Origin of the sequence: Bacillus sp. (in: firmicutes) (assembly GCA_017656295.1) — a bacterium.
In the GTDB taxonomy this organism is placed as follows: Bacteria; Bacillota; Bacilli; order Bacillales; family JACDOC01; genus JACDOC01.
The window spans coordinates 35,659-55,523 of sequence record JACDOC010000020.1; the positions used below are offsets into that span (position 1 = coordinate 35,659).

18 protein-coding genes, 1 rRNA gene, 1 pseudogene and 2 other annotated features are annotated in these 19,865 nt (G+C 39.7%); of the genes and pseudogenes, 1 reads left to right on the top strand and 19 read right to left on the bottom strand.

Annotated elements, in window-relative coordinates:
* Nucleotides 1-78: 78 nt before the first annotated feature.
* The 18 genes from sigH to H0Z31_13335 form a co-directional block, all read right to left on the bottom strand.
* Entirely contained in the window at nt 79-732 is a 654-nt protein-coding gene (gene sigH, locus H0Z31_13250; GenBank protein ID MBO8178409.1) for an RNA polymerase sporulation sigma factor SigH, read from the bottom strand.
* Between the two features lie 66 nt (nt 733-798).
* Complete coding sequence (locus tag H0Z31_13255) at nt 799-1,308, bottom strand: NYN domain-containing protein (GenBank protein ID MBO8178410.1); 510 nt, start codon at nt 1,306-1,308, stop codon at nt 799-801.
* A gap of 2 nt (nt 1,309-1,310) precedes the next feature.
* Entirely contained in the window at nt 1,311-2,054 is a 744-nt protein-coding gene (rlmB, locus tag H0Z31_13260) for a 23S rRNA (guanosine(2251)-2'-O)-methyltransferase RlmB (protein ID MBO8178411.1), read from the bottom strand.
* Nucleotides 2,051-2,473 (bottom strand): Mini-ribonuclease 3, encoded by a 423-nt coding sequence (locus tag H0Z31_13265; protein ID MBO8178412.1) that lies wholly within the window; start codon nt 2,471-2,473, stop codon nt 2,051-2,053. Before H0Z31_13265 ends, rlmB begins: the two co-directional genes overlap by 4 nt.
* Nucleotides 2,474-2,477: 4 nt before the next feature.
* Complete coding sequence (gene cysS / locus H0Z31_13270) at nt 2,478-3,875, bottom strand: cysteine--tRNA ligase (GenBank protein ID MBO8178413.1); 1,398 nt, start codon at nt 3,873-3,875, stop codon at nt 2,478-2,480.
* Nucleotides 3,856-4,530, bottom strand: a complete 675-nt coding sequence (gene cysE / locus H0Z31_13275) for a serine O-acetyltransferase (protein MBO8178414.1) — start codon at nt 4,528-4,530, stop codon at nt 3,856-3,858. Before cysE ends, cysS begins: the two co-directional genes overlap by 20 nt.
* 55 nt (nt 4,531-4,585) lie before the next feature.
* Nucleotides 4,586-4,810, bottom strand: a binding site (T-box leader).
* Between the two features lie 44 nt (nt 4,811-4,854).
* Nucleotides 4,855-6,312 (bottom strand): glutamate--tRNA ligase, encoded by a 1,458-nt coding sequence (locus H0Z31_13280; GenBank protein ID MBO8178415.1) that lies wholly within the window; start codon nt 6,310-6,312, stop codon nt 4,855-4,857.
* 96 nt (nt 6,313-6,408) lie between these two features.
* The gene (locus H0Z31_13285) at nt 6,409-6,894 is read right to left on the bottom strand and encodes a 2-C-methyl-D-erythritol 2,4-cyclodiphosphate synthase (protein MBO8178416.1); all 486 of its coding nucleotides are present in this window, start codon (nt 6,892-6,894) and stop codon (nt 6,409-6,411) included.
* A gap of 57 nt (nt 6,895-6,951) precedes the next feature.
* Entirely contained in the window at nt 6,952-7,638 is a 687-nt protein-coding gene (locus H0Z31_13290; protein ID MBO8178417.1) for a 2-C-methyl-D-erythritol 4-phosphate cytidylyltransferase, read from the bottom strand.
* 27 nt (nt 7,639-7,665) lie between these two features.
* Nucleotides 7,666-8,751, bottom strand: a complete 1,086-nt coding sequence (locus tag H0Z31_13295) for a PIN/TRAM domain-containing protein (GenBank protein ID MBO8178418.1) — start codon at nt 8,749-8,751, stop codon at nt 7,666-7,668.
* Nucleotides 8,752-8,969: 218 nt separating this feature from the next.
* Entirely contained in the window at nt 8,970-10,037 is a 1,068-nt protein-coding gene (gene disA / locus H0Z31_13300) for a DNA integrity scanning protein DisA (protein ID MBO8178419.1), read from the bottom strand.
* Between the two features lie 3 nt (nt 10,038-10,040).
* Nucleotides 10,041-11,414 carry a DNA repair protein RadA gene (radA, locus tag H0Z31_13305; protein MBO8178420.1) on the bottom strand — a complete coding sequence of 458 codons (1,374 nt, stop codon included), beginning with the start codon at nt 11,412-11,414 and terminating at the stop codon, nt 10,041-10,043.
* Nucleotides 11,415-11,499: 85 nt separating this feature from the next.
* A complete protein-coding gene (locus tag H0Z31_13310; protein MBO8178421.1) occupies nt 11,500-13,941 on the bottom strand; it encodes an ATP-dependent Clp protease ATP-binding subunit in 2,442 nt (813 codons plus the stop codon).
* Nucleotides 13,942-13,964: 23 nt separating this feature from the next.
* On the bottom strand, nt 13,965-15,035 hold the full coding sequence (locus H0Z31_13315) for a protein arginine kinase (protein MBO8178422.1): 1,071 nt from the start codon (nt 15,033-15,035) through the stop codon (nt 13,965-13,967).
* Nucleotides 15,036-15,037: 2 nt separating this feature from the next.
* Complete coding sequence (locus H0Z31_13320) at nt 15,038-15,571, bottom strand: UvrB/UvrC motif-containing protein (protein ID MBO8178423.1); 534 nt, start codon at nt 15,569-15,571, stop codon at nt 15,038-15,040.
* Nucleotides 15,572-15,588: 17 nt separating this feature from the next.
* The gene (locus H0Z31_13325; GenBank protein MBO8178424.1) at nt 15,589-16,053 is read right to left on the bottom strand and encodes a CtsR family transcriptional regulator; all 465 of its coding nucleotides are present in this window, start codon (nt 16,051-16,053) and stop codon (nt 15,589-15,591) included.
* A gap of 199 nt (nt 16,054-16,252) precedes the next feature.
* Entirely contained in the window at nt 16,253-17,116 is an 864-nt protein-coding gene (locus H0Z31_13330) for a LysM peptidoglycan-binding domain-containing protein (protein MBO8178425.1), read from the bottom strand.
* Nucleotides 17,117-17,288: 172 nt separating this feature from the next.
* Nucleotides 17,289-18,359: a branched-chain amino acid aminotransferase gene (locus tag H0Z31_13335; protein ID MBO8178426.1), complete on the bottom strand. Its 1,071-nt coding sequence runs from the start codon at nt 18,357-18,359 to the stop codon at nt 17,289-17,291.
* 269 nt (nt 18,360-18,628) lie between these two features.
* Nucleotides 18,629-18,876 (bottom strand) — a binding site (T-box leader).
* Nucleotides 18,877-19,134: 258 nt separating this feature from the next.
* Between H0Z31_13335 and H0Z31_13340 the strand changes: the two are divergent.
* Nucleotides 19,135-19,680: pseudogene (locus tag H0Z31_13340) on the top strand (group II intron reverse transcriptase/maturase).
* 78 nt (nt 19,681-19,758) lie between these two features.
* Here H0Z31_13340 and rrf read toward each other — a convergent pair.
* Nucleotides 19,759-19,865: ribosomal RNA gene (gene rrf / locus H0Z31_13345) — 5S ribosomal RNA — on the bottom strand; the annotation flags it as partial.

Here is a 19,865-nt window from a genome sequence, read left to right on the forward strand (position 1 = left end):
TGTCTACACCCTTAAGTTTTTTACATCTCTACGAATTTATCACGGTCTTAACAATTGTGTCAACATGAGGAAAATAGACTAGTTATAAATTTCTCGAACTTCTAAATATCGTTCTAATTTTCGTTTCACACGCTGCAGTGCATTATCGATTGATTTGACATGACGATTAAGTTCTTCCGAAATTTCTTGATACGACTGTCCATCTAAATAAAGGGCTAATACTTTTCGTTCTAAATCACTTAACAGCTCAGTCATCTTTTCTTCAATATTATCAAATTCTTCCCGATTAATGATTAATTCCTCGGGATCCATAACCTTCGCTCCAGAGATAACATCCATTAACGTGCGATCGGATTCTTCATCATAGATAGGCTTGTCCAACGACACATAGGAATTTAACGGAATATGTTTTTGCCGCGTTGCCGTCTTAATAGCGGTAATGATTTGGCGAGTAATACAAAGTTCGGCAAAAGCTTTAAACGATGTTAACTTGTCCCCTTTGTAATCTCGAATCGCCTTATATAAACCAATCATACCTTCTTGAATAATATCTTCCTTGTCCGCTCCAATTAAAAAATACGATCTTGCCTTAGCACGAACAAAATTGCGGTACTTATGAATTAAATAATCTAACGCTTCACTATCTCCGTTATGAACACGCTCAACGATAGCCTCATCCTCCATCACGTCAAACCTCGCCATCTCGCCCCCGTGTTTTATACTCACATACATCCCTCCGACCGCGCAAAACAATAGATAGAAATATTATACAGTAGAGAATTTTTTGACGTCAACCGCTCACGACTCTCCGCGACGCCATTTTTCAAAAATTTCTGCCACTTCTTTTTTGAGTGGAATTTTGGATATCGGTCGTTGCTCACTAAATTTCTTTACTTTCCGTGTTATCCGTTGTTCAATTATTTTCATTTCAGTATATAACTCTCTAGCAGACTTTCGCAGTGCCCCTTGTCCAAATATCGCCCATTGTTCCGTATAATCTGACGTTGCTACGTAAACTTGAGTTTTAATATTACTTAATTCAATGGCTAATCTTTCTATGCGTTCATCTGCTGTTTCGTTTTCTCTAGTAAAAATAATGTCTACTTTGCTATTTTTATATTTCCGCTCAATTCCTTGGACGTAATGAGCATCAAATACAATAATCACTTTAAAACCGGTATATGCTTGATACTCAGCCATTTGCTCGACTAACCGATCCCTTGCAGCCGCTAAATCATGATTTTTTAATTCTCTTAATTCAGGCCATGCACCGATGATGTTATACCCATCGACGAGCAATATATCCATGCTTACTCCCCTATCGGATGCCGTTTTCGATAAACCTCATACATAAGTAGACTCGCTGCCACCGATGCATTTAACGAAGTTACATGGCCGCTCATAGGTAAATGGACTAAGAAGTCGCATTTTTCCTTTACTAAACGTCCGATTCCTTTTCCTTCGCTGCCGATTACTAATGCGAGAGGAAGCGTTCCATCCAATTGTCGATAATCTTTAGTTCCTTTAGCATCTGTTCCTACAATCCATACGCCTAGTTCTTTCAATTCATCAATCGTACGTGCCATATTTGTCACTCGCGTAACAGGTACATATTCAATCGCTCCGGTGGAGGCTTTAGCTACTGTCGTCGTTAAGCCAACCGATCGACGTTTAGGGATAATAATTCCATGGGCTCCAACAGCATCCGCTGTTCGTAAAATGGATCCTAGGTTATGAGGATCTTCTAACTCATCTAGAAGAATAAAAAACGGTGCCTCTCCTTTTTCTTCAGCCCGTTGAAACAAATCATCTAACTCGGCATATTGATAAGCAGCTACTTGGGCAACGACTCCTTGATGGTTTCCAGAAAACATTTGATCAATTTTTTGTTTCGGCACAAATTGAACTAGGACGTTCGCTTGTTTCGCTAATTTTAACACTTGTTGCATTTGACCACGTTGGGAACCTTCAGCAATCCAAATTTTGTTGATCTCTCGATTCGATTTTAGTGCTTCGATGACCGGATTTTTTCCGGCAATCAAATCATTGCTCATACCCTTCCTCCTCCTTCTTTCATTTTGACATATTCAAAAGCAGCAGCTACTAGTTCTTCTAGACGAGCACGATCATGTTTAGCGTACAAATAGCCGATTAGCGCTTCAAAGGCCGTACTATACCGGTAAGTTTGGACATCCGTATTTTTTGGAACGGTCCCACTTTTTGCGTTACGCCCTCTTTTCACAATTGCTCTTTCTTCTTCCGTAAGAATTTCTTGTTCCAATAAATAAAACAAAATTGCAGCTTGCGCTTTAGCGGATACGTATCTCGTTGCTTCTTTATGCAAATGGTTCGGTTTGGTCTTTCCTTGATGGAGAAGGTGATGCCGAACATACGTTTCGTATACAGCATCACCCATATAAGCAAGGGCTAAACTGTTTAATTGCTTGTAGTCTAAGGTCATATTCTGTAACATTGGTTTAACCCCGTTTCCAGCGTGTTCCTTGCGGTGTATCCTCTAGAATAATATTCATTTCTTTCAACTGATCACGAATTTGATCCGCTAAGGCGAAATTGCGCTCTTTTCTTGCTTGATTCCGCTTCTCGATAAGTTGTTCAATCTCTTCATCCAATAGTTGTTCTTGCTCTAAAGTTAAACCGAGAACATGGAAGAGTGTTTCAAATTCATTCATAAAGGCATCGATAACCGATTCCATCGTATTTTTCTCCATTAGATAGTAGTTCGCTTGTTTGGAAAGCTCAAAAAGAACAGATATCGCATTAGCTGTATTAAAATCATCGTCCATTTCTTGAATAAATTGCTTTCTTAACTGCTGAATTTTCTCTAACCATTGTTGTTCATGATCAGCTAGGTTTGTACTAGATTGTTTTCGATGTTTTAAGTTTTCATAAGAAGTTCTTAATCGTTCAAGCGCCGATTTCGAATGTTCCAATAGTTCTTCACTATAGTTGATTGGATTACGGTAATGAACCGATAACATGAAGAAACGAAGCACTTGAGGGTCATGCTTTTGAATAATATCGTGAACAAGGACAAAATTACCGAGCGACTTCGACATTTTTTCGTTGTCGATATTAATATAACCATTGTGCATCCAATATTTCGCAAATTGCTTTCCTGTTAACGCTTCTGATTGAGCAATTTCGTTTTCGTGATGCGGGAACGTTAAGTCTTGACCACCTGCATGAATATCAATCGTATCACCTAAATATTTTCGCGCCATTGCGGAGCATTCAATGTGCCAGCCTGGACGACCTTTACCCCAAGGACTTTGCCAATAAATTTCCCCTTCTTTTGCTGCTTTCCATAGAGCAAAATCAAGAGCGTCTTCTTTTTTTTCTCCTACTTCAATACGAGCACCAACTTTTAGTTCGTCAATGGATTGATGGGATAACTTTCCATATTCTTCGAATTTTCTTGTACGGAAATACACATCTCCTTCCGATTCGTAGGCATACCCTTTTTCGATTAGTTTTTCAATGAATTCGATAATGGTATCCATGTTCTCTGTTACCCGTGGATGTACGTCCGCTTTTTGGCACCCGAGCGCCGTCACGTCATCAAAGTAGGCTTGAATAAAGCGTTCAGCAATCGTCGGAACATCTTCACCTAACTCGTTGGCTGCTCGAATCAGTTTATCGTCGACATCCGTAAAATTAGAAACATATTGAACGTCATAACCACGGAACGTTAAATAGCGACGGACGGTATCATACACAATGGCTGGGCGTGCATTCCCAATATGAATATAGTTATAAACAGTCGGACCGCACACATACATTTTTACCTTTCCAGGTTCAAGAGGAACGAACGGCTCTTTTCTTCTTGTTAGTGTGTTATATATTTGAATGGTCATGTTCTCTAACAACTCCTCTTTCTAGTTTTAACATTTCTAACTCTTCCCGTAACTGAGCGATTTGACGTTCTAACTCATTGCAACGATCTGCCACCGGATCCGGCAAATCGGTATGATTCAAATCTTTCTTAATGCGAACACCATCTTGAACAACGACACGACCAGGTATACCAACAACGGTTGAGTTGGGTGGGACATCTTTTAAAACGACCGATCCTGCCCCAATTTTGGAATTCTCACCAATCGTAATCGAACCAAGCACTTTGGCTCCAGCGGCGATTAACGCGTTATCTTTAATCGTCGGGTGACGTTTTCCTTTTTCTTTTCCTGTTCCCCCTAACGTAACCCCTTGATAAACGGTGACGTTATCACCGATTTCACACGTTTCACCAATGACAACCCCCATCCCATGGTCAATGAAAAAGCGGCGACCAATTTTAGCACCAGGATGGATTTCGATCCCTGTAAAGAAACGACTAATTTGTGAAATTAAACGGGCAATAAAGAAAAACTTCCGTTTATAAAACGCATGGGCAATTCGATGCATCCAAATAGCATGGAGGCCGGAATAAGTAAGTATGACTTCTAAATAACTGCGTGCTGCTGGGTCTTGCTCAAAAACGGCTTCAATGTCTTCTTTCATCATTTTAAACATCTACAATCCCTCCTTTTTGTCATTGATTTTCTCAACAAAAAAAGCGCCTCTGACGGACAGAGACGCTTGGATGCGCGGTTCCACTCTGTTTAGGCACAATTAAAACCGTGCCTCAACTCGGTCATGATAACGGAGTATTCCGCCTCCATCTACTCGATGTCCTTTCGATGAAGGGCTCCGGGGTGCATTTCAAAAAACGAGAGGCTTAAACCACTTTCAGCCGGTGGTGGTTCTCTCTGGAAAGCGTCGTTTTCCTACTTCTCCCCGTCAACACTTTGCCGATATTCCCTTGTACTCTTACTATATTACAAAAACCCAATTTTGTTAACTAATTAAGCCATGTAAACGTTTCGTTACTTTTTCTTTCCCTAAAAGGGCAATCGCGTTTGGTAATTCCGGTCCATGTGTTTGACCAGTTACAGCGACGCGAATTGGCATGAATAGTTTTTTCCCTTTATGACCAGTAGCTTTTTGAACTCTTTTAATCGCTGCTTTAATTTCAGTCGCTTCAAATGTTTCTAATGCTTCTACTTCTTGTAAAAACGCTGAAAGAACTTCAGGAACTTGCTCTTCTGCTAGTACAGCCTTCGCTTCTTCATCGTAGGAAAGCTCGTCCTTAAAGAACATACTTGATAACTCTACAATCTCTGCCCCGTAGCTCATTTGTTCTTGATAAAGAGCGATTAATTGACGTACCCATTCTTTTTCTTCGTCCGTTAGTGTTTCGCTTACACGACCTGCTTTTTGAAGATGTGGAAGTGCTAGTTTAACCACTTCTTCAAGTTCAAGTTTTTTCATATATTGGTTGTTCATCCATGTTAGCTTCTGTTTATCAAAAACAGCTGGCGATTTAGACAGACGATCCGCATCAAAAATTTCAATGAATTCTTCTTTACTGAAAATCTCTTCTTCGCCTTTTGGAGACCAACCAAGTAACGCGATGAAGTTAAAGAGCGCATCTGGTAAATAGCCAAGCTCTTCATATTGTTCGATAAATTGAATAATCGTTTCGTCACGCTTACTTAACTTTTTACGATTTTCATTAACGATTAGCGTCATATGACCATACTTCGGTGGCTCCCAACCGAACGCTTCAAAAATCATTAACTGTTTCGGTGTATTAGAAATATGGTCATCCCCGCGAAGAACGTGGGAAATTTTCATTAAATGGTCGTCGATAGCGACAGCAAAGTTATATGTTGGGGTACCATCTTTTTTCACAATGACAAAATCGCCGATACCATCTGATTCAAACGAAACGGTTCCTTTTACCATATCATCAAACGAATATACTTTTCCTTCTGGTACACGGAAACGAATGCTTGGTTGACGACCTTCTTTTTCTAACTCCGCTTGTTGTTCTGGTGTTAAATGGCGGCACTTTCCTGAATAACGTGGCATTTCTCCACGAGCTAGTTGCGCTTCCCGTTCTGCTTCAAGCTCCTCTTCCGTACAATAACATTTGTACGCAAGTCCTCTTGCAAGTAAGTCTTCGTAATATTCTTTATATATATGATTCCGTTCCGATTGACGATAAGGACCGTATTCGCCACCTACATCAATACTTTCATCCCAATCAATACCAAGCCATTTTAAGTATTTTAACTGGCTTTGCTCGCCGCCTTCAATGTTACGCTTCTTATCCGTATCTTCAATCCGGATAATGAATTTTCCACCTTGATTACGCGCAAACAAATAGTTAAATAACGCCGTACGCGCATTACCGATATGTAAATGTCCTGTTGGGCTTGGCGCATAACGGACACGAATTTCATTTGCCATAGTCGATTGCCTCCTCACAAATTTCTCACCACTAGTTTACGTTCGCTCATCTTCTGAACCATTGTATCACTATCAACGAATGGAATAAAGTCTCTCCTACTTTTCCCCTACTTGCTGCAATAAAATACTTACTTGTGCTGCAATTCCTTCACCACGACCTGTAAACCCAAGCTTTTCAGTCGTTGTTGCTTTCACATTGACTTGATCTATCGTACCGTTTAATAAACGGGCGATGTGCGCTCGCATTTGTTCAATGTAAGGTGCCATTTTCGGTTTTTGAGCGATGATTGTACAATCAACGTTCACCAATGAAAACCCTTTGGACTCAACTAAATTCCAAACATGTTGAAGTAAAACACTGGAATCCGCATCTTTGTATTTTTCGTCCGTATCCGGAAAATGCTTACCAATGTCCCCTTCACCGATTGCACCTAAACAAGCGTCGGCTACTGCATGTAATAACACATCAGCATCAGAATGTCCTAATAATCCTTTTTCATAAGGAATCGTAATCCCACCAATAATGAGGGGACGTCCTTCCACTAGTTGATGTACGTCAAATCCTTGTCCTATCCGAAACATGTTTTTTGCTCCTTTTTCTTTTTGTTCAAACGTCAGGTAACGAATGGGGAAAGGAGGTTACTTTTCCTTTCTTTTCTCTAAAATCGCTTTAGCAAAGTACAAATCTTCTGGAGTCGTCAGTTTTATATTATCGTAATCTCCTTCAACAATGGCAACAGGATAATGTAAACGCTCCACTAAACTGGCATCGTCTGTACCTACGTATTGTTCTTCTTCCGCTCGTCGGTGTGCCTCTATTAAGATAGACATACGAAAAGCTTGTGGAGTTTGCACCGACCACAAGCTAGATCGTTCGATCGTTTCAACGACTTGGCCATCCATTCCTTTTTTGATTGTATCTTTGACAGGAACGGCCACGATGGCAGCACCTTTATCTTCCGCTTCTTGAACTAGTGCAGCAATAGTTTTATGTTGAATAAACGGACGAGCACCATCGTGTACAAGAATAATTCCATCTTCGCCAACGACTTTTAACGCTTCATACACACTATGTTGGCGCTCTTTTCCACCGTATACGAATCGAATTACTTTACGAATATTGTACCGTTGTAATAACTGACGGAAATACACTTCGTCGTTTGGATGAATCGCTAAAATGATGCCTTCACAATATACATCTTGCTCAAACACGCGTAAGGTATGCACAATAATTGGCAACCCTTCCAGTTCTAAAAATAATTTGTTCTTTCCTGCTCCCATTCGTTTGCCTTGACCTGCCGCTGGAATCACCACTCGATACGTCATAAGCAAACTCCTATTCTCAACAAGATGTTATAATGCTTTTTCTAACAATTTCGGTTTAGCAAATATCATGCGACCTGCCGACGTTTGAAGCACACTTGTTACTAGTACTTCAATATGCTTCCCTATATAATTTTTTCCTTCCTCGACAACAATCATTGTTCCATCATCTAAATATGCAACACCTTGATTGTGCTCTTTTCCATCTTTAATCACTTGCACCGTTAGTTCTTCGCCAGGAAGGACGACAGGTTTGACCGCATTGGAAAGATCGTTAATATTTAATACGGATACGTTTTGTAGCTCACATACTTTATTTAAATTAAAATCGTTCGTCACGACAACACCATTCATGATCTTCGCGAGTTTCACCAGCTTACTATCAACTTCTTGAAGGTCTTCAAAGTCTCCTTCGTATATTTGAACTTCAATCGAAAGCTCTTTTTGAATGCGATTTAAAATATCCAGCCCTCGACGACCTCTGTTCCGTTTTAACACATCTGAGGAATCGGCGATATGTTGCAGTTCTTCTAGCACGAATTGAGGGATGACAATGACACCTTCAAGAAACCCTGTCTGGCAAATATCAGCGATACGACCATCAATAATCACACTTGTATCTAAAATTTTATATTTTTTCGTAGAAGTGTCCATCTCTTCAGATTCCTTTTTCTTATTACGAGTAGGGAGGGAGAATAAATTGATTAATTCATCTCGCTTTTTAAACCCTACTTGGAATCCAACATATCCGAGTAATAACGTTAATAAAATCGGGACAACCGTATTCACAATTGGGATTTGCATTCCAGTGAACGGGAGTCCTAATAAAAAGGCAACAATTAATCCAGATACAAGACCGAGCGTACCAAATAATAAATCGGTAACAGGAGCCTTTACTAACGAATCTTCAAACCATTTGACAAAATCAACAACGTAATCAACCGCCCAAAAAGTTAGAAGATAAAAAATGATAGCACCTAAAATGGCCGTTACATATGTGTTATTAATTAATAAAACATTGTATAACGGTGTAAACAATAACAAATCTGGAATAAGAAAAATACCAAGAGTCCCACCTAAAATGAGGAAACAGGCTTGCACAATTCGTTTTAACATACCCTCACCTCCTTGTAATTCATTATAAACATTTTTTGTCATTTGAAACCTCAAATCCAATAATATTTTATGAATGTAATAAAAAAGAAATATTTTTGTGATATAAGGTTTGAATGTTATATTCAAGTCGTAGTATTTTAGAGTACCACCACCATGAACTGAAGTCAAATTTTTAAATTTTATATTTTAACATAAACCATCTATATTGACAACACATCTCATAGTTGACGGTCCGCAAACGTTTGATCTTTAATTAGCTTTAACCCTTCTTTTATTTTTCGTGCTCGAACTTCTCCAATCCCTTCGACATCATCTAATTCTTCTACGGTTGCTTGCAAAATGTTCGGTAAGCTTTTTAATTTGGTGACTAAGTTTTCAATAATAATTGTTGGTAGCCGAGGGATTTTGTTTAACAACCGATACCCTCTAGGAGCAATCGATTGGTCTAACGGTACGTAGCCTTGATATCCAAGTAGTTTTAATAACACATGATCATCTATCATTTCCGACTTGGCCAGTTCTTGAAAACGGGTTAGTAGTTTGTATGATTGTACATTTCGGTCAAAAGCGTAATCTCGTATCACATGCATGGCTTCTTCTTCTAAATCAACTAACAATTCGTTCATCTGTAATCGTATTAATCGCCCTTCGGTTCCTAGTTCATTTAAATAGCAATTGAGTTCGTTTTTAATGCGTAACACCATCTCAAAGCGGTGTAACACTTGCAACAAATCGCTATAAGTTACTAACTCTTCAAATTCTAATACCGATAAATTAGAAATGCTTTGATCAAGGACTACTTTGTATTTTTCTAAAGTTTGAATGGCTTGGTTTGCTTTTGTTAAAATGACACCTATTTCTCTTAACGCATAACGAAAGTTTCCTTGATATAAAGTTATCACGTTACGTCGTTGAGATATTGCAATAACTAGAGCATTTGTTTGTTTTGCGACCCGATCGGCTGTGCGATGTCTCATCCCCGTCTCCGTCGAAGGGATTGACGGATCTGGAACTAATTGAGCGTTAGCAATTAATATTTTATCTCCCGTCTCATTTAATATAATGGCGCCATCCATTTTTGCTAACTCGTATAAGAAATTGGGGGAAAACGGACAATTAATGTGAAAGCCACCATCAACGACGGATGTTACTTTTTCGTTATATCCTAGTACAATCAGTCCCCCTGTATTCGCACGTAACACATTGTCAATTCCTTCGCGTAATGGCGTACCAGGTGCGACTAGCTGTAGCACATCCGACATATCCCCAAGCCTTTTTTCATCCATAATTTAGCCTCCTAACGTGTATTCCAACGCTTCTACGATCGTGGATACACCGATCACTTGCACCCCTTTTGGTATCGTCCACCCACCTAAATTATTTTGCGGGACGATAATACGATCAAACCCCAGTTTAGCTGCTTCTTGAACCCGTTGTTCGATTCGAGAAACTCGGCGAATCTCACCAGTCAAACCTACTTCCCCAATAATACAATCTTTGGCTCGTGTCGGTTGATCACGGAAGCTGGAGACAATGCTTACGGCAATCGCTAAGTCGATGGCTGGTTCATCTAACTTTAACCCACCTGCTACTTTTAAATACGCATCTTGCTGTTGAAGAAGCATTCCAACCCGCTTCTCAAGTACCGCCATAATTAAGGACACTCGGTTATGATCAATCCCTGTTGCCATTCGCTTCGGGTTATGAAAACTCGTTGGTGCAATTAAAGCTTGTATTTCTACTAATACTGGACGCGTTCCTTCCATTGAAGCGACTACGGTCGAACCAGCAGCTCCATGGGATCGTTCTTCTAAAAAGATTTCCGATGGGTTCTCCACTTCGTCAAGACCAAACTCTTTCATTTCAAAAATCCCCATCTCATTCGTTGAACCAAACCTGTTTTTAACAGCCCGAAGTATTCGATACGAATGGTGCCGTTCTCCTTCAAAATACAACACGGTATCAACCATATGTTCTAAAAGCTTCGGTCCGGCAATGGATCCCTCTTTAGTAACATGTCCAACAATAAAAATAGCAATTCCTTTCGTTTTAGCAATTCGCATAAGCTCGGCTGTACATTCTCTTACTTGGGACACACTCCCTGGTGCAGAGGTGACATCCGGATGATAGATTGTTTGAATTGAATCGATAATTACAAAAGATGGTACCATTTCTTCTATTGTATGAAGGATTGTTTCTAAATTCGTTTCCGAAAACACATAAAGTTCATCAGCATGAATATTTAATCGATTCGCTCTTAATTTTGTTTGTTTGACTGATTCTTCTCCAGAAATGTAAAGCACTTTCTGTTGTTTACTTGCCAATTGGGATGAAACTTGTAACAACAATGTCGATTTTCCAATACCGGGATCGCCCCCAATTAGAACAAGGGAACCTGGAACAACACCGCCCCCTAATACTCGATTGAGCTCCTTTAAATCGGTTTGGATGCGCGGTTCTTCTACTGTTTCGATTGTTTTAATGGAAACGGCTTTGGCAGTCGAAGTAGAAGGAGTATGTAAAAAAGCGCCTTTTTTCCGTCCAACAATTTCAACTTCCTCTACCATTTGGTTCCATGCCCCACATCCAGGGCAACGTCCCATCCACTTTGGGGATTCATAACCGCATGATTGACACATAAATTTTGTTTTTTTCTTTGCCATGGTTTTCTCCTCTCTATGAAATTGTTACCAATAAAAAGAAAAGGGGGACACGTTCCGTTTGTTGACGTGAACCCCCTACATGCCATTACGACACGGAACCAGTTGTTTCCGCTGTTCTCACGACAAATTCCCCATTTTCAACATCGATTACCACATGTTGACCGGTAAGCACCGTTCCTTTTAACAACTCTTCAGAAAGACGGTCTTCCACATGTTTTTGAATGGCACGACGGAGCGGGCGAGCACCGTATTCTAAATCAAACCCTTCTTCCGCTAATTTTTCTTTCGCCGCATCCGTGATTTCTAATTCAATGTTTTGCTCTTTTAATCGTTTTGTTAATTGATTGGCCATCAGTGTGACGATTTGTTTTAAATGTTCTTTCTCAAGTGAATGGAAGACGATAATTTCGTCAATCCGGTTCAAGAACTCAGGACGGAACGCTTTTTTCAGCTCTTCCATCACTTTTCCTTTCATATCATTATATTTTTGATTGTTATCTTGAATATTGAAGCCAACATATTTATTTCGTTTTAGCGCATCTGCACCAACGTTGGATGTCATAATGACAATCGTATTTCGGAAGTCAACCGTTCTACCTTTTGAATCCGTTAGGCGACCATCTTCTAGTACTTGAAGTAAAATATTGAACACATCTGGATGAGCTTTCTCGATTTCATCAAGTAAGACAACAGAATATGGCTTTCTACGCACTTTTTCGGTTAGCTGACCGCCTTCTTCATATCCGACGTAACCAGGAGGTGAACCAACCAAGCGAGAAGTTGAATGTTTCTCCATGTACTCGGACATGTCAATCCGAATCATCGCATCTTCATCACCAAACATTGCTTCCGCTAATGCACGAGCTAATTCTGTTTTACCAACCCCTGTTGGCCCCAAGAAGATAAAGGAACCGATTGGTCGCTTTGGATCTTTTAATCCCGCGCGTGCCCGGCGAACAGCTTTCGCTACTGCTTTTACAGCCTCCTCTTGACCAATAACACGCGAATGTAAAATTTCCTCTAAATTCAATAATTTTTCTGTTTCTGTTTGAGCTAATTTCGATACTGGCACTCCTGTCCAGCTAGAGACAACGTTCGCAATATCTTCAACGGTTACTTCGTTATTTTCTTGTCCTTGTTTTTCTTTCCAAGATTTTTTCGTTTCTTCTAATTCTTCGCGTAATTTTTGTTCGGCATCTCGTAGTGAAGCCGCCTTTTCAAATTCTTGACTTTGAACGGCTGCGTCTTTTTCTTTCCGAATTTCCTCTAACTTCGCTTCGAGCTCTTTTAAGTTTGGTGGTGTTGTAAAGGAACGTAAACGAACTTTGGAACCCGCTTCATCAATTAAGTCGATCGCTTTGTCTGGCAAGAAACGATCGGTAATGTAACGATCGGACAATTTAACCGCTGCTTCAATCGCTTCATCGGTAATGGATACGCGATGATGTGCTTCATAACGATCACGTAAGCCTTTTAAAATTTGGATAGACTCTTCAATAGTTGGTTCATCCACTTGAATCGGTTGGAAACGGCGTTCAAGAGCAGCGTCTTTTTCGATATATTTGCGATATTCATCTAATGTTGTTGCTCCGATACATTGTAATTCGCCACGTGCTAGGGCTGGTTTTAAAATATTAGATGCATCAATGGCTCCTTCCGCACCACCAGCTCCAATTAACGTATGCAACTCATCAATGAATAAAATGATATTTCCCGCTTGACGAATTTCGTCCATCACTTTCTTTAAGCGATCTTCGAATTCCCCACGATATTTTGTACCAGCAACAACTGTACCCATATCAAGAACCATAACCCGTTTATCACGTAACGTTTCTGGTACTTCATTATTGACAATTTGTTGGGCGAGTCCTTCAGCAATGGCTGTTTTACCGACACCAGGTTCACCAATTAACACCGGATTGTTTTTCGTACGGCGACTGAGCACTTCAATGACACGTTGAATCTCTTTACTACGCCCAATAACCGGGTCTAACCCACCTTCGCGAGCAATGGCAGTTAAGTCACGAGCAAGGCTATCTAGTGTCGGGGTATTCACATGAGAAGTCGTATTTCCGTGATGACCGCTTGCCTCATTGCTTCCGAGTAATTGTAACACTTGTTGACGAGCTTTATTCAGACTTACCCCTAAGTTACTTAGAACTCGAGCTGCTACTCCTTCTCCTTCACGAATTAATCCGAGTAGAATGTGCTCCGTTCCAACATAGGAATGACCTAATTTACGTGCTTCATCCATGGATAACTCAATAACTTTCTTTGCTCGAGGGGTATAGTGAGTCGTTTGGGCTGAACTTTGTCCTGTCCCGATTAAATTTTCGACTTCTTTTTGTATTTTTTCTGGACTAAGACCTAAGCCGAACAACGCTTTTGCGGCAATACCTTCTCCTTCACGAACTAACCCGAGCAAAATATGTTCAGTCCCAATATTGCTATGACCTAAACGAATGGCTTCTTCTTGAGCTAATGCTAATACTTTTTGAGCTCTTTCAGTAAATCGACCAAACATCATTAGACAACGACCTCCTATCTCATTTATTTATTGATTTCTAATTGTAGTCTTTCCCGTATTAATGCCGCTCTACGTATATCTCGTTCTTCTGGTCGAAGCGGACCACCTGCGTACTGTTGTAAAAAGTTCGGCTGAGTTAACACCATTAGCTCATTTAAAATATGTTTAGAAACATTTTTTATCATTCCCAAGTCAATGCCTAATCGTACATCAGACAGACATTTCGCTGCTTCTTTCGATTCGATAATTCGACTATGAGCTAAAACTCCATAAGAACGAAAGACACGGTCTTCTAACTGAATCCCCGAAGTTTTGACAAGAGATTCTCTAGCTGCCTTTTCTTGCTCAATAATTTGCTTCACAATACCTGTTAGGTCCTCAACCATATCTTCTTCAGATTTTCCTAATGTAATCTGGTTGGAGATTTGAAAAATATTTCCTAACGCTTCTGTTCCTTCGCCATAAATACCACGGACAACTAATCCTAGTTGATTAAGAGCTGGAATAATTTTATTGATTTGTCTTGTTATTACTAGTCCTGGTAAATGGACCATCACTGATGCGCGTAAGCCTGTACCTACATTCGTTGGACAGCTCGTTAAGTACCCTTTTTCTTCATCATATGAGTAATCAACTTGTTCCTCTAGCCAATCGTCAATAATATTTGCATTTTTTAATGCTTGACCAAGCTGTAATCCAGGTAAAATACATTGTATGCGAATATGATCCTCTTCATTAATCATGACGCTAATATCTTCATCTTCTGATAAAATAACCGCCCCATACGGAGACTCTTCGGCTAAGTTAGGACTAATGAGATGCTTTTCCACTAATACCCGCTTTTGTAACGGTTGAAGCTCTTCCATTTTTAAAAGTTCAAAATTTTTAATCATACGTTTATCGTAAGAGAGTAAAATGTTCGCCACTTGATTGACAACTTTTTCAGCTTCATCTTTGTTAAAAACAGTTGGGAACGAAACATCTTTTAAGTTTCTGGCTAAACGAACTCTCGACGATAACACGATTTCTGATTCGGGTCCTTCTTTTCTCATCCATGAACTTACGGCTTGGTTAATAAAGTTTTCTAGAGACATCTTTATTCTCCTCCCTCTAATTGTTTTTCGAGAGAGCGAATTTCATCGCGAACGATTGCTGCTTTTTCAAATTCTTCCTTTGCAATTAGTTCATTCATTTGTCCTTTTAGTTGCTCAATCTTTTTCTTTATTTGAATGTTTCCACCAGAACGCTTTGGCACTTTTCCATGGTGGACAACATTGCCGCTATGCACCCGCTTTAACAATGGATTTAAATGATGGCGAAATGCATCGTAGCACGAAGCACAACCAAATTTTCCTATTTTCAAAAATTGCTGAACTGTCATGTTACATCTTGGACACTGCATGACATGTTCATGTTGAAATGGATCGTGCTTAGCTTGTTGAAAAACAGAATCTACATTAAAAAGCCCAGCAAGCAAATTGTTAAAGGAGAAATTTTGTGGCGAGAACATAAACATTTCCCCTTTTTCTTGGGCACATGTTTCGCACAGATGAAATTCTGTTTTTTCTCCGTTAATTATTTTTGTAAAATGGAGGGTTGCTGGTCTTTCATGGCATTCTTGACATAACATATAAGTCACCTCTCCACTTAAGTTTTATATTTTAAAGTCGTTAACATCGCCTTCAGCATGCGAGCACGTAACTCATCTCGATGCGGCAAATCAATATATAATACCGTTCGATCCATGATGCTCGACATAATTTTCGCTTCCCTTTCGGATATAACCCCTTCTTCCAACAATCGATCAATCACATTAAGCGCACTTGACTGCGATATTCGATTCTTGACGAGTGACAGCAATTCGTCAATGAGATGGGCTTGGTCGTGAGTTTTCACTTTAATGATTCGGATATAACCACCACCGCCACGTTTACTTTCAACGATATACCCTTTTTCAATGGTAAAACGCGTATTAATGACATAGTTAATTTGTGACGGGACACATTGAAACTTATCTGCAATTTCACTTCTTTTAATTTCAACAATTTCTTCTTTGCTTTTTTCTAAAACGCGTTTTAAGTATTTTTCAATGATGTCAGAAATATTCCTCACCAAACCCCTCCTTCCCTTGACTTTGACTATCTTTGACTATAATTATAATGATTGTTTCTACCTATGGCAAATCATTTGCATTAGTATTATTTCCAATGATATACGAATGAAAACATAGGATTCAGGGCGCATTTTTTACATCTAAAAAAAATCCCCTTGGTGTACATCATTCTTTCGATAACACCAAAGGGATTCTATTTTATATATGATATTCAATAAGTGCACCATTCGTAAATTTAATAATTAGCTCTTGTCCAGAAAGAGACTGATACGTTTCTGCTTGTCCGTATGGCACTTTTAGAGACACCGCTTCATCGCCAATCATAAACTCCACCGTAAACGAATCAACTGCACCGATACAACGAGCGGAAATGACGTTGATATCCTTCTTTTTAATGGTCAATTTTTGACCAATTAAGACAAGGTCATGGTATAAGTTGTTATCTTTTTTCAATTGCTCAACAGTTACACCAAATCGCTTGGCAATTCCCCATAGCGTATCTCCCGCTACCACGGTATACGTTCCTTCTTCGTAATTCCATGCTTGAATCCGTAGTTGTTCTTCTTTTTTCAGAACTTCTTCATCATGATATTCAAGAGGAAGTTCTAGTAATTGTCCAGGATATATCCGGTCATTTTTTAATCCGTTCGCCTTTTGTAATATTTCTACCGGTATCCCTGTCTGTTTAAAAATTCTCCAAAGAGTGTCCCCTTTTTGGACTTGGTAAACGTGACCGTTTTTGGCTAATGATTTGACGATCGATTCTTTTGGTACATAAAGATGTTGACCGACATAAATCATATAGGAGGTTAAGTTGTTTATTTCCTTTAATTGTTTGACGGTCGTATCAAATTTTTTCGACAGTCGATAAAGTGTATCCCCTTTTTGGACACGATATACATCCGTTTGAGCAGCGGCTGATGAGTTATTAACTAACATGCTGCTAACAGAAATACTTGTTGCAAGAGCATATCCAACTATCGCCCGTTTTCGTTGTTTGTACTTCTTTTTACGCTCTTCGGCGATACGCTCTTTTCTTGATTTTGTAATTTTTTCTTTCATATCCATAGTTCCCCCGCAATTCTACAATATTCCTAACCAAATAGAACATTCGTGGGGAACATAAGTTTTAAGGTGTAATAGGGAGAAAAATAAATACTATTTCCTATAAAAAAGAGCCTTGTATAGACGAAAGGCTGATCTTATATAGACTTTTATCCTAAAACATAATTCATTATTCAATAACCATCGTCCAGCCGAACCGATCCTGTTCTTTTCCGTACTGGATATTCGTGATGGTCTTGTAAATTCGTTCGGAAAGGTCACCTGTTTGACAATCGTTAATCAACATACGCTCGTTATTCCAATTTAACTCCCCAACTGGTGAAATAACCGCCGCCGTTCCTGTTCCGAATACTTCCTCCAATTCACCATTGAGATATGCTTGGCGAATTTGTTTCATAGAAATACGCTCTTCTCTGACAGGAACGCCCCAATCGTGTAACAATTCAATTACGGAGTCCCTCGTTACACCTGGTAAAATGCTTCCGTTTAATTTTGGTGTCCAAACTTCTCCATTGATTTTAAAAAAGATATTCATACTGCCGACTTCTTCAATGTATGTCTTCTCTTTCGCATCTAACCAAAGAACTTGATTGTATCCGAGTTGGGCGGCTTTTTGCTGGGCAAGAAGACTGGCTGCATAGTTACCAGACGTTTTTACATGACCGACTCCCCCTTCAACGGCACGAACAAATTCACTTTCTACATAAATTTTTATCGGAGACAGTTGGTCTCCATAGTAAGCTCCCACAGGCGATAAAATAATTAACAACGTATACGTTTTGGACGGCCGAACACCTAAATAAGGTTCCGTTGCAAAAATTAATGGTCTGATGTATAAGGATGTCCCTTTTTCGGATGGAACCCAATCCTTTTCAATTTGAATTAATTGCTGCAAACCTTCTAAGACCAATTCTTCGTCAATCGACGGGATACACATCCGTCGACACGATTGATTCAGACGACGAATATTTTTCTCAGGACGAAATAATAAAATGTTTCCATTTTCTAACCGATAAGCTTTTAGCCCTTCAAAAATTGCTTGGCCGTAATGAAAAACTAAAGCTGAAGGTTCTAGCGTTAACGGTTCGTATGGGACAATTCGCGGGGAATGCCAACCATGCTCTGGATCATAGTCCATTCGAAACATATGGTCTGTAAAGTATTGACCAAACCCTAATGTAGATGCTTCTGGCTTCTCCTTCTTCACTTCTGCTTGCACAAACTCGATTACTTGATTCATCATGCTGATCTCTCCATTCTCATTAGGATTTTTTTAGGTGAAAGAGCTATTCCATTTACTCTCTTTCCTATAGAGTAAACTTCCATCAGTAGGGCGTGTTTCATCCCAACTGATGGTTAGTTGAACCAATAGGGCCTTTACGGGTAGATAATCACCCACCTATCTTCTTTGTTCACTCAGGTTTTAGAGGTGGGGATCTTACTGGCCGTTAAGTGTCGGACAAAAACAAAAAACTCGCCTCGATTGATGCACATACTTGGCACATCAATTGCTGAGGCGAGACTTCGCGGTACCACTCAACTTCTCTGCCATCCTCGCGGAAAGCAGACTCATGAAGTCAATGACTGACTTCTCTTGATAACGGAAGAACCGTTGCTTTATACTTTGACCAATGTCATTTCTAAAGCAAAGCTCCAAGGTGACTTCGCTCGAGAGATAACGTCCATCCTTTCAGCCTACGGGATGGCTCTCTTTTCTCGTTAGAGCTCTCGGCTACTCTCCTTTTCATCACTGATCATATGTAATTTATTAGATGATTTTGAGAAGATTGTAACCACTTTTACTAGTTTAGTCAATATATATTTTTGATTTTTAAAAATATTTTTTATAAGTTATGGTGCTATTGAAAATTGGGTGAGAATTGTTGATTTTTTGTTCGGTTTGGTAGTGTTTGTGCCGTTCAATCAGTTTTTTTATTCGTCTGACGAATACTTCCTTTTAACCGATTTACGACTGTAATATCTATGTGAAGTCAAGGAAAGCAGGCGAACGAGTCATGAAGTCGATAACGGAGTTCATTGAGAAGAGACTTAAACTAAAAGTAAACCGTGACAAATCAGCAGTAGACCGTCCGTGGAGAAGAAAATTTCTAGGATTTAGCTTTACGAATTACAGAATTCCACAAATTCTGTTGGCCAAAAAGAGTATGAAACGTTTTAAACACCAGATACGTAACATCACCTCCCGGTCTAAACGCATCCTTATGGAGAAACGAATCGTGAAACTAAACCGTTATATGATAGGATGGTGTGGATACTTTGCATTAGCAGATACCCCTAGTTCTTTCAAAGAATTAGATAGCTGGATAAGGCGAAGACTCCGGATGTGCTTATGGAAAGAATGGAAACTACCGAAAACAAGAGTGAAGAATCTCATTCGTCTAGGAGTTCCATCTCATAAGGCATACGAATGGGGGAACACAAGAAAGAAATACTGGAGAATAGCCAATAGTCCAATACTACACAAAACCCTTGGCAATTCCTATTGGGAAAGCCAAGGGCTGAAAAGTCTATATCGAAGATATGAATTTCTATGTCAGACTTATTTGAACCGCCGTATACCGAACGGTACGTACGGTGGTGTGAGAGGACGAGGGCTAGTCACCCTCACCTACTCGATTGCCTGGCAGCGTCCTACTCTCGCAGGGGAAACCCCCAACTACCATCGGCGCTGAGGAGCTTAACTTCCGTGTTCGGTATGGGAACGGGTGTGACCTCCTCGCCATCG

Coding starts and splice junctions, on each gene's coding strand:
- sigH (MBO8178409.1), bottom strand. CDS start 732: ATGTATGTGAGTATAAAACACGGGGGCGAGATGGCGAGGTTTGACGTG.
- H0Z31_13290 (MBO8178417.1), bottom strand. CDS start 7,638: ATGACGTATCGAGTGGTGATTCCAGCGGCAGGTCAAGGCAAACGAATG.
- H0Z31_13320 (MBO8178423.1), bottom strand. CDS start 15,571: ATGTTATGTCAAGAATGCCATGAAAGACCAGCAACCCTCCATTTTACA.
- H0Z31_13315 (MBO8178422.1), bottom strand. CDS start 15,035: ATGTCTCTAGAAAACTTTATTAACCAAGCCGTAAGTTCATGGATGAGA.
- radA (MBO8178420.1), bottom strand. CDS start 11,414: ATGGCAAAGAAAAAAACAAAATTTATGTGTCAATCATGCGGTTATGAA.
- H0Z31_13295 (MBO8178418.1), bottom strand. CDS start 8,751: ATGTTAAAACGAATTGTGCAAGCCTGTTTCCTCATTTTAGGTGGGACT.
- H0Z31_13330 (MBO8178425.1), bottom strand. CDS start 17,116: ATGAAAGAAAAAATTACAAAATCAAGAAAAGAGCGTATCGCCGAAGAG.
- H0Z31_13265 (MBO8178412.1), bottom strand. CDS start 2,473: ATGTTACAGAATATGACCTTAGACTACAAGCAATTAAACAGTTTAGCC.
- H0Z31_13280 (MBO8178415.1), bottom strand. CDS start 6,312: ATGGCAAATGAAATTCGTGTCCGTTATGCGCCAAGCCCAACAGGACAT.
- cysE (MBO8178414.1), bottom strand. CDS start 4,530: ATGTTTAAAATGATGAAAGAAGACATTGAAGCCGTTTTTGAGCAAGAC.
- H0Z31_13310 (MBO8178421.1), bottom strand. CDS start 13,941: ATGATGTTTGGTCGATTTACTGAAAGAGCTCAAAAAGTATTAGCATTA.
- H0Z31_13255 (MBO8178410.1), bottom strand. CDS start 1,308: ATGGATATATTGCTCGTCGATGGGTATAACATCATCGGTGCATGGCCT.
- disA (MBO8178419.1), bottom strand. CDS start 10,037: ATGGATGAAAAAAGGCTTGGGGATATGTCGGATGTGCTACAGCTAGTC.
- rlmB (MBO8178411.1), bottom strand. CDS start 2,054: ATGAGCAATGATTTGATTGCCGGAAAAAATCCGGTCATCGAAGCACTA.
- H0Z31_13285 (MBO8178416.1), bottom strand. CDS start 6,894: ATGTTTCGGATAGGACAAGGATTTGACGTACATCAACTAGTGGAAGGA.
- H0Z31_13335 (MBO8178426.1), bottom strand. CDS start 18,359: ATGAATCAAGTAATCGAGTTTGTGCAAGCAGAAGTGAAGAAGGAGAAG.
- cysS (MBO8178413.1), bottom strand. CDS start 3,875: ATGACCATTCAAATATATAACACACTAACAAGAAGAAAAGAGCCGTTC.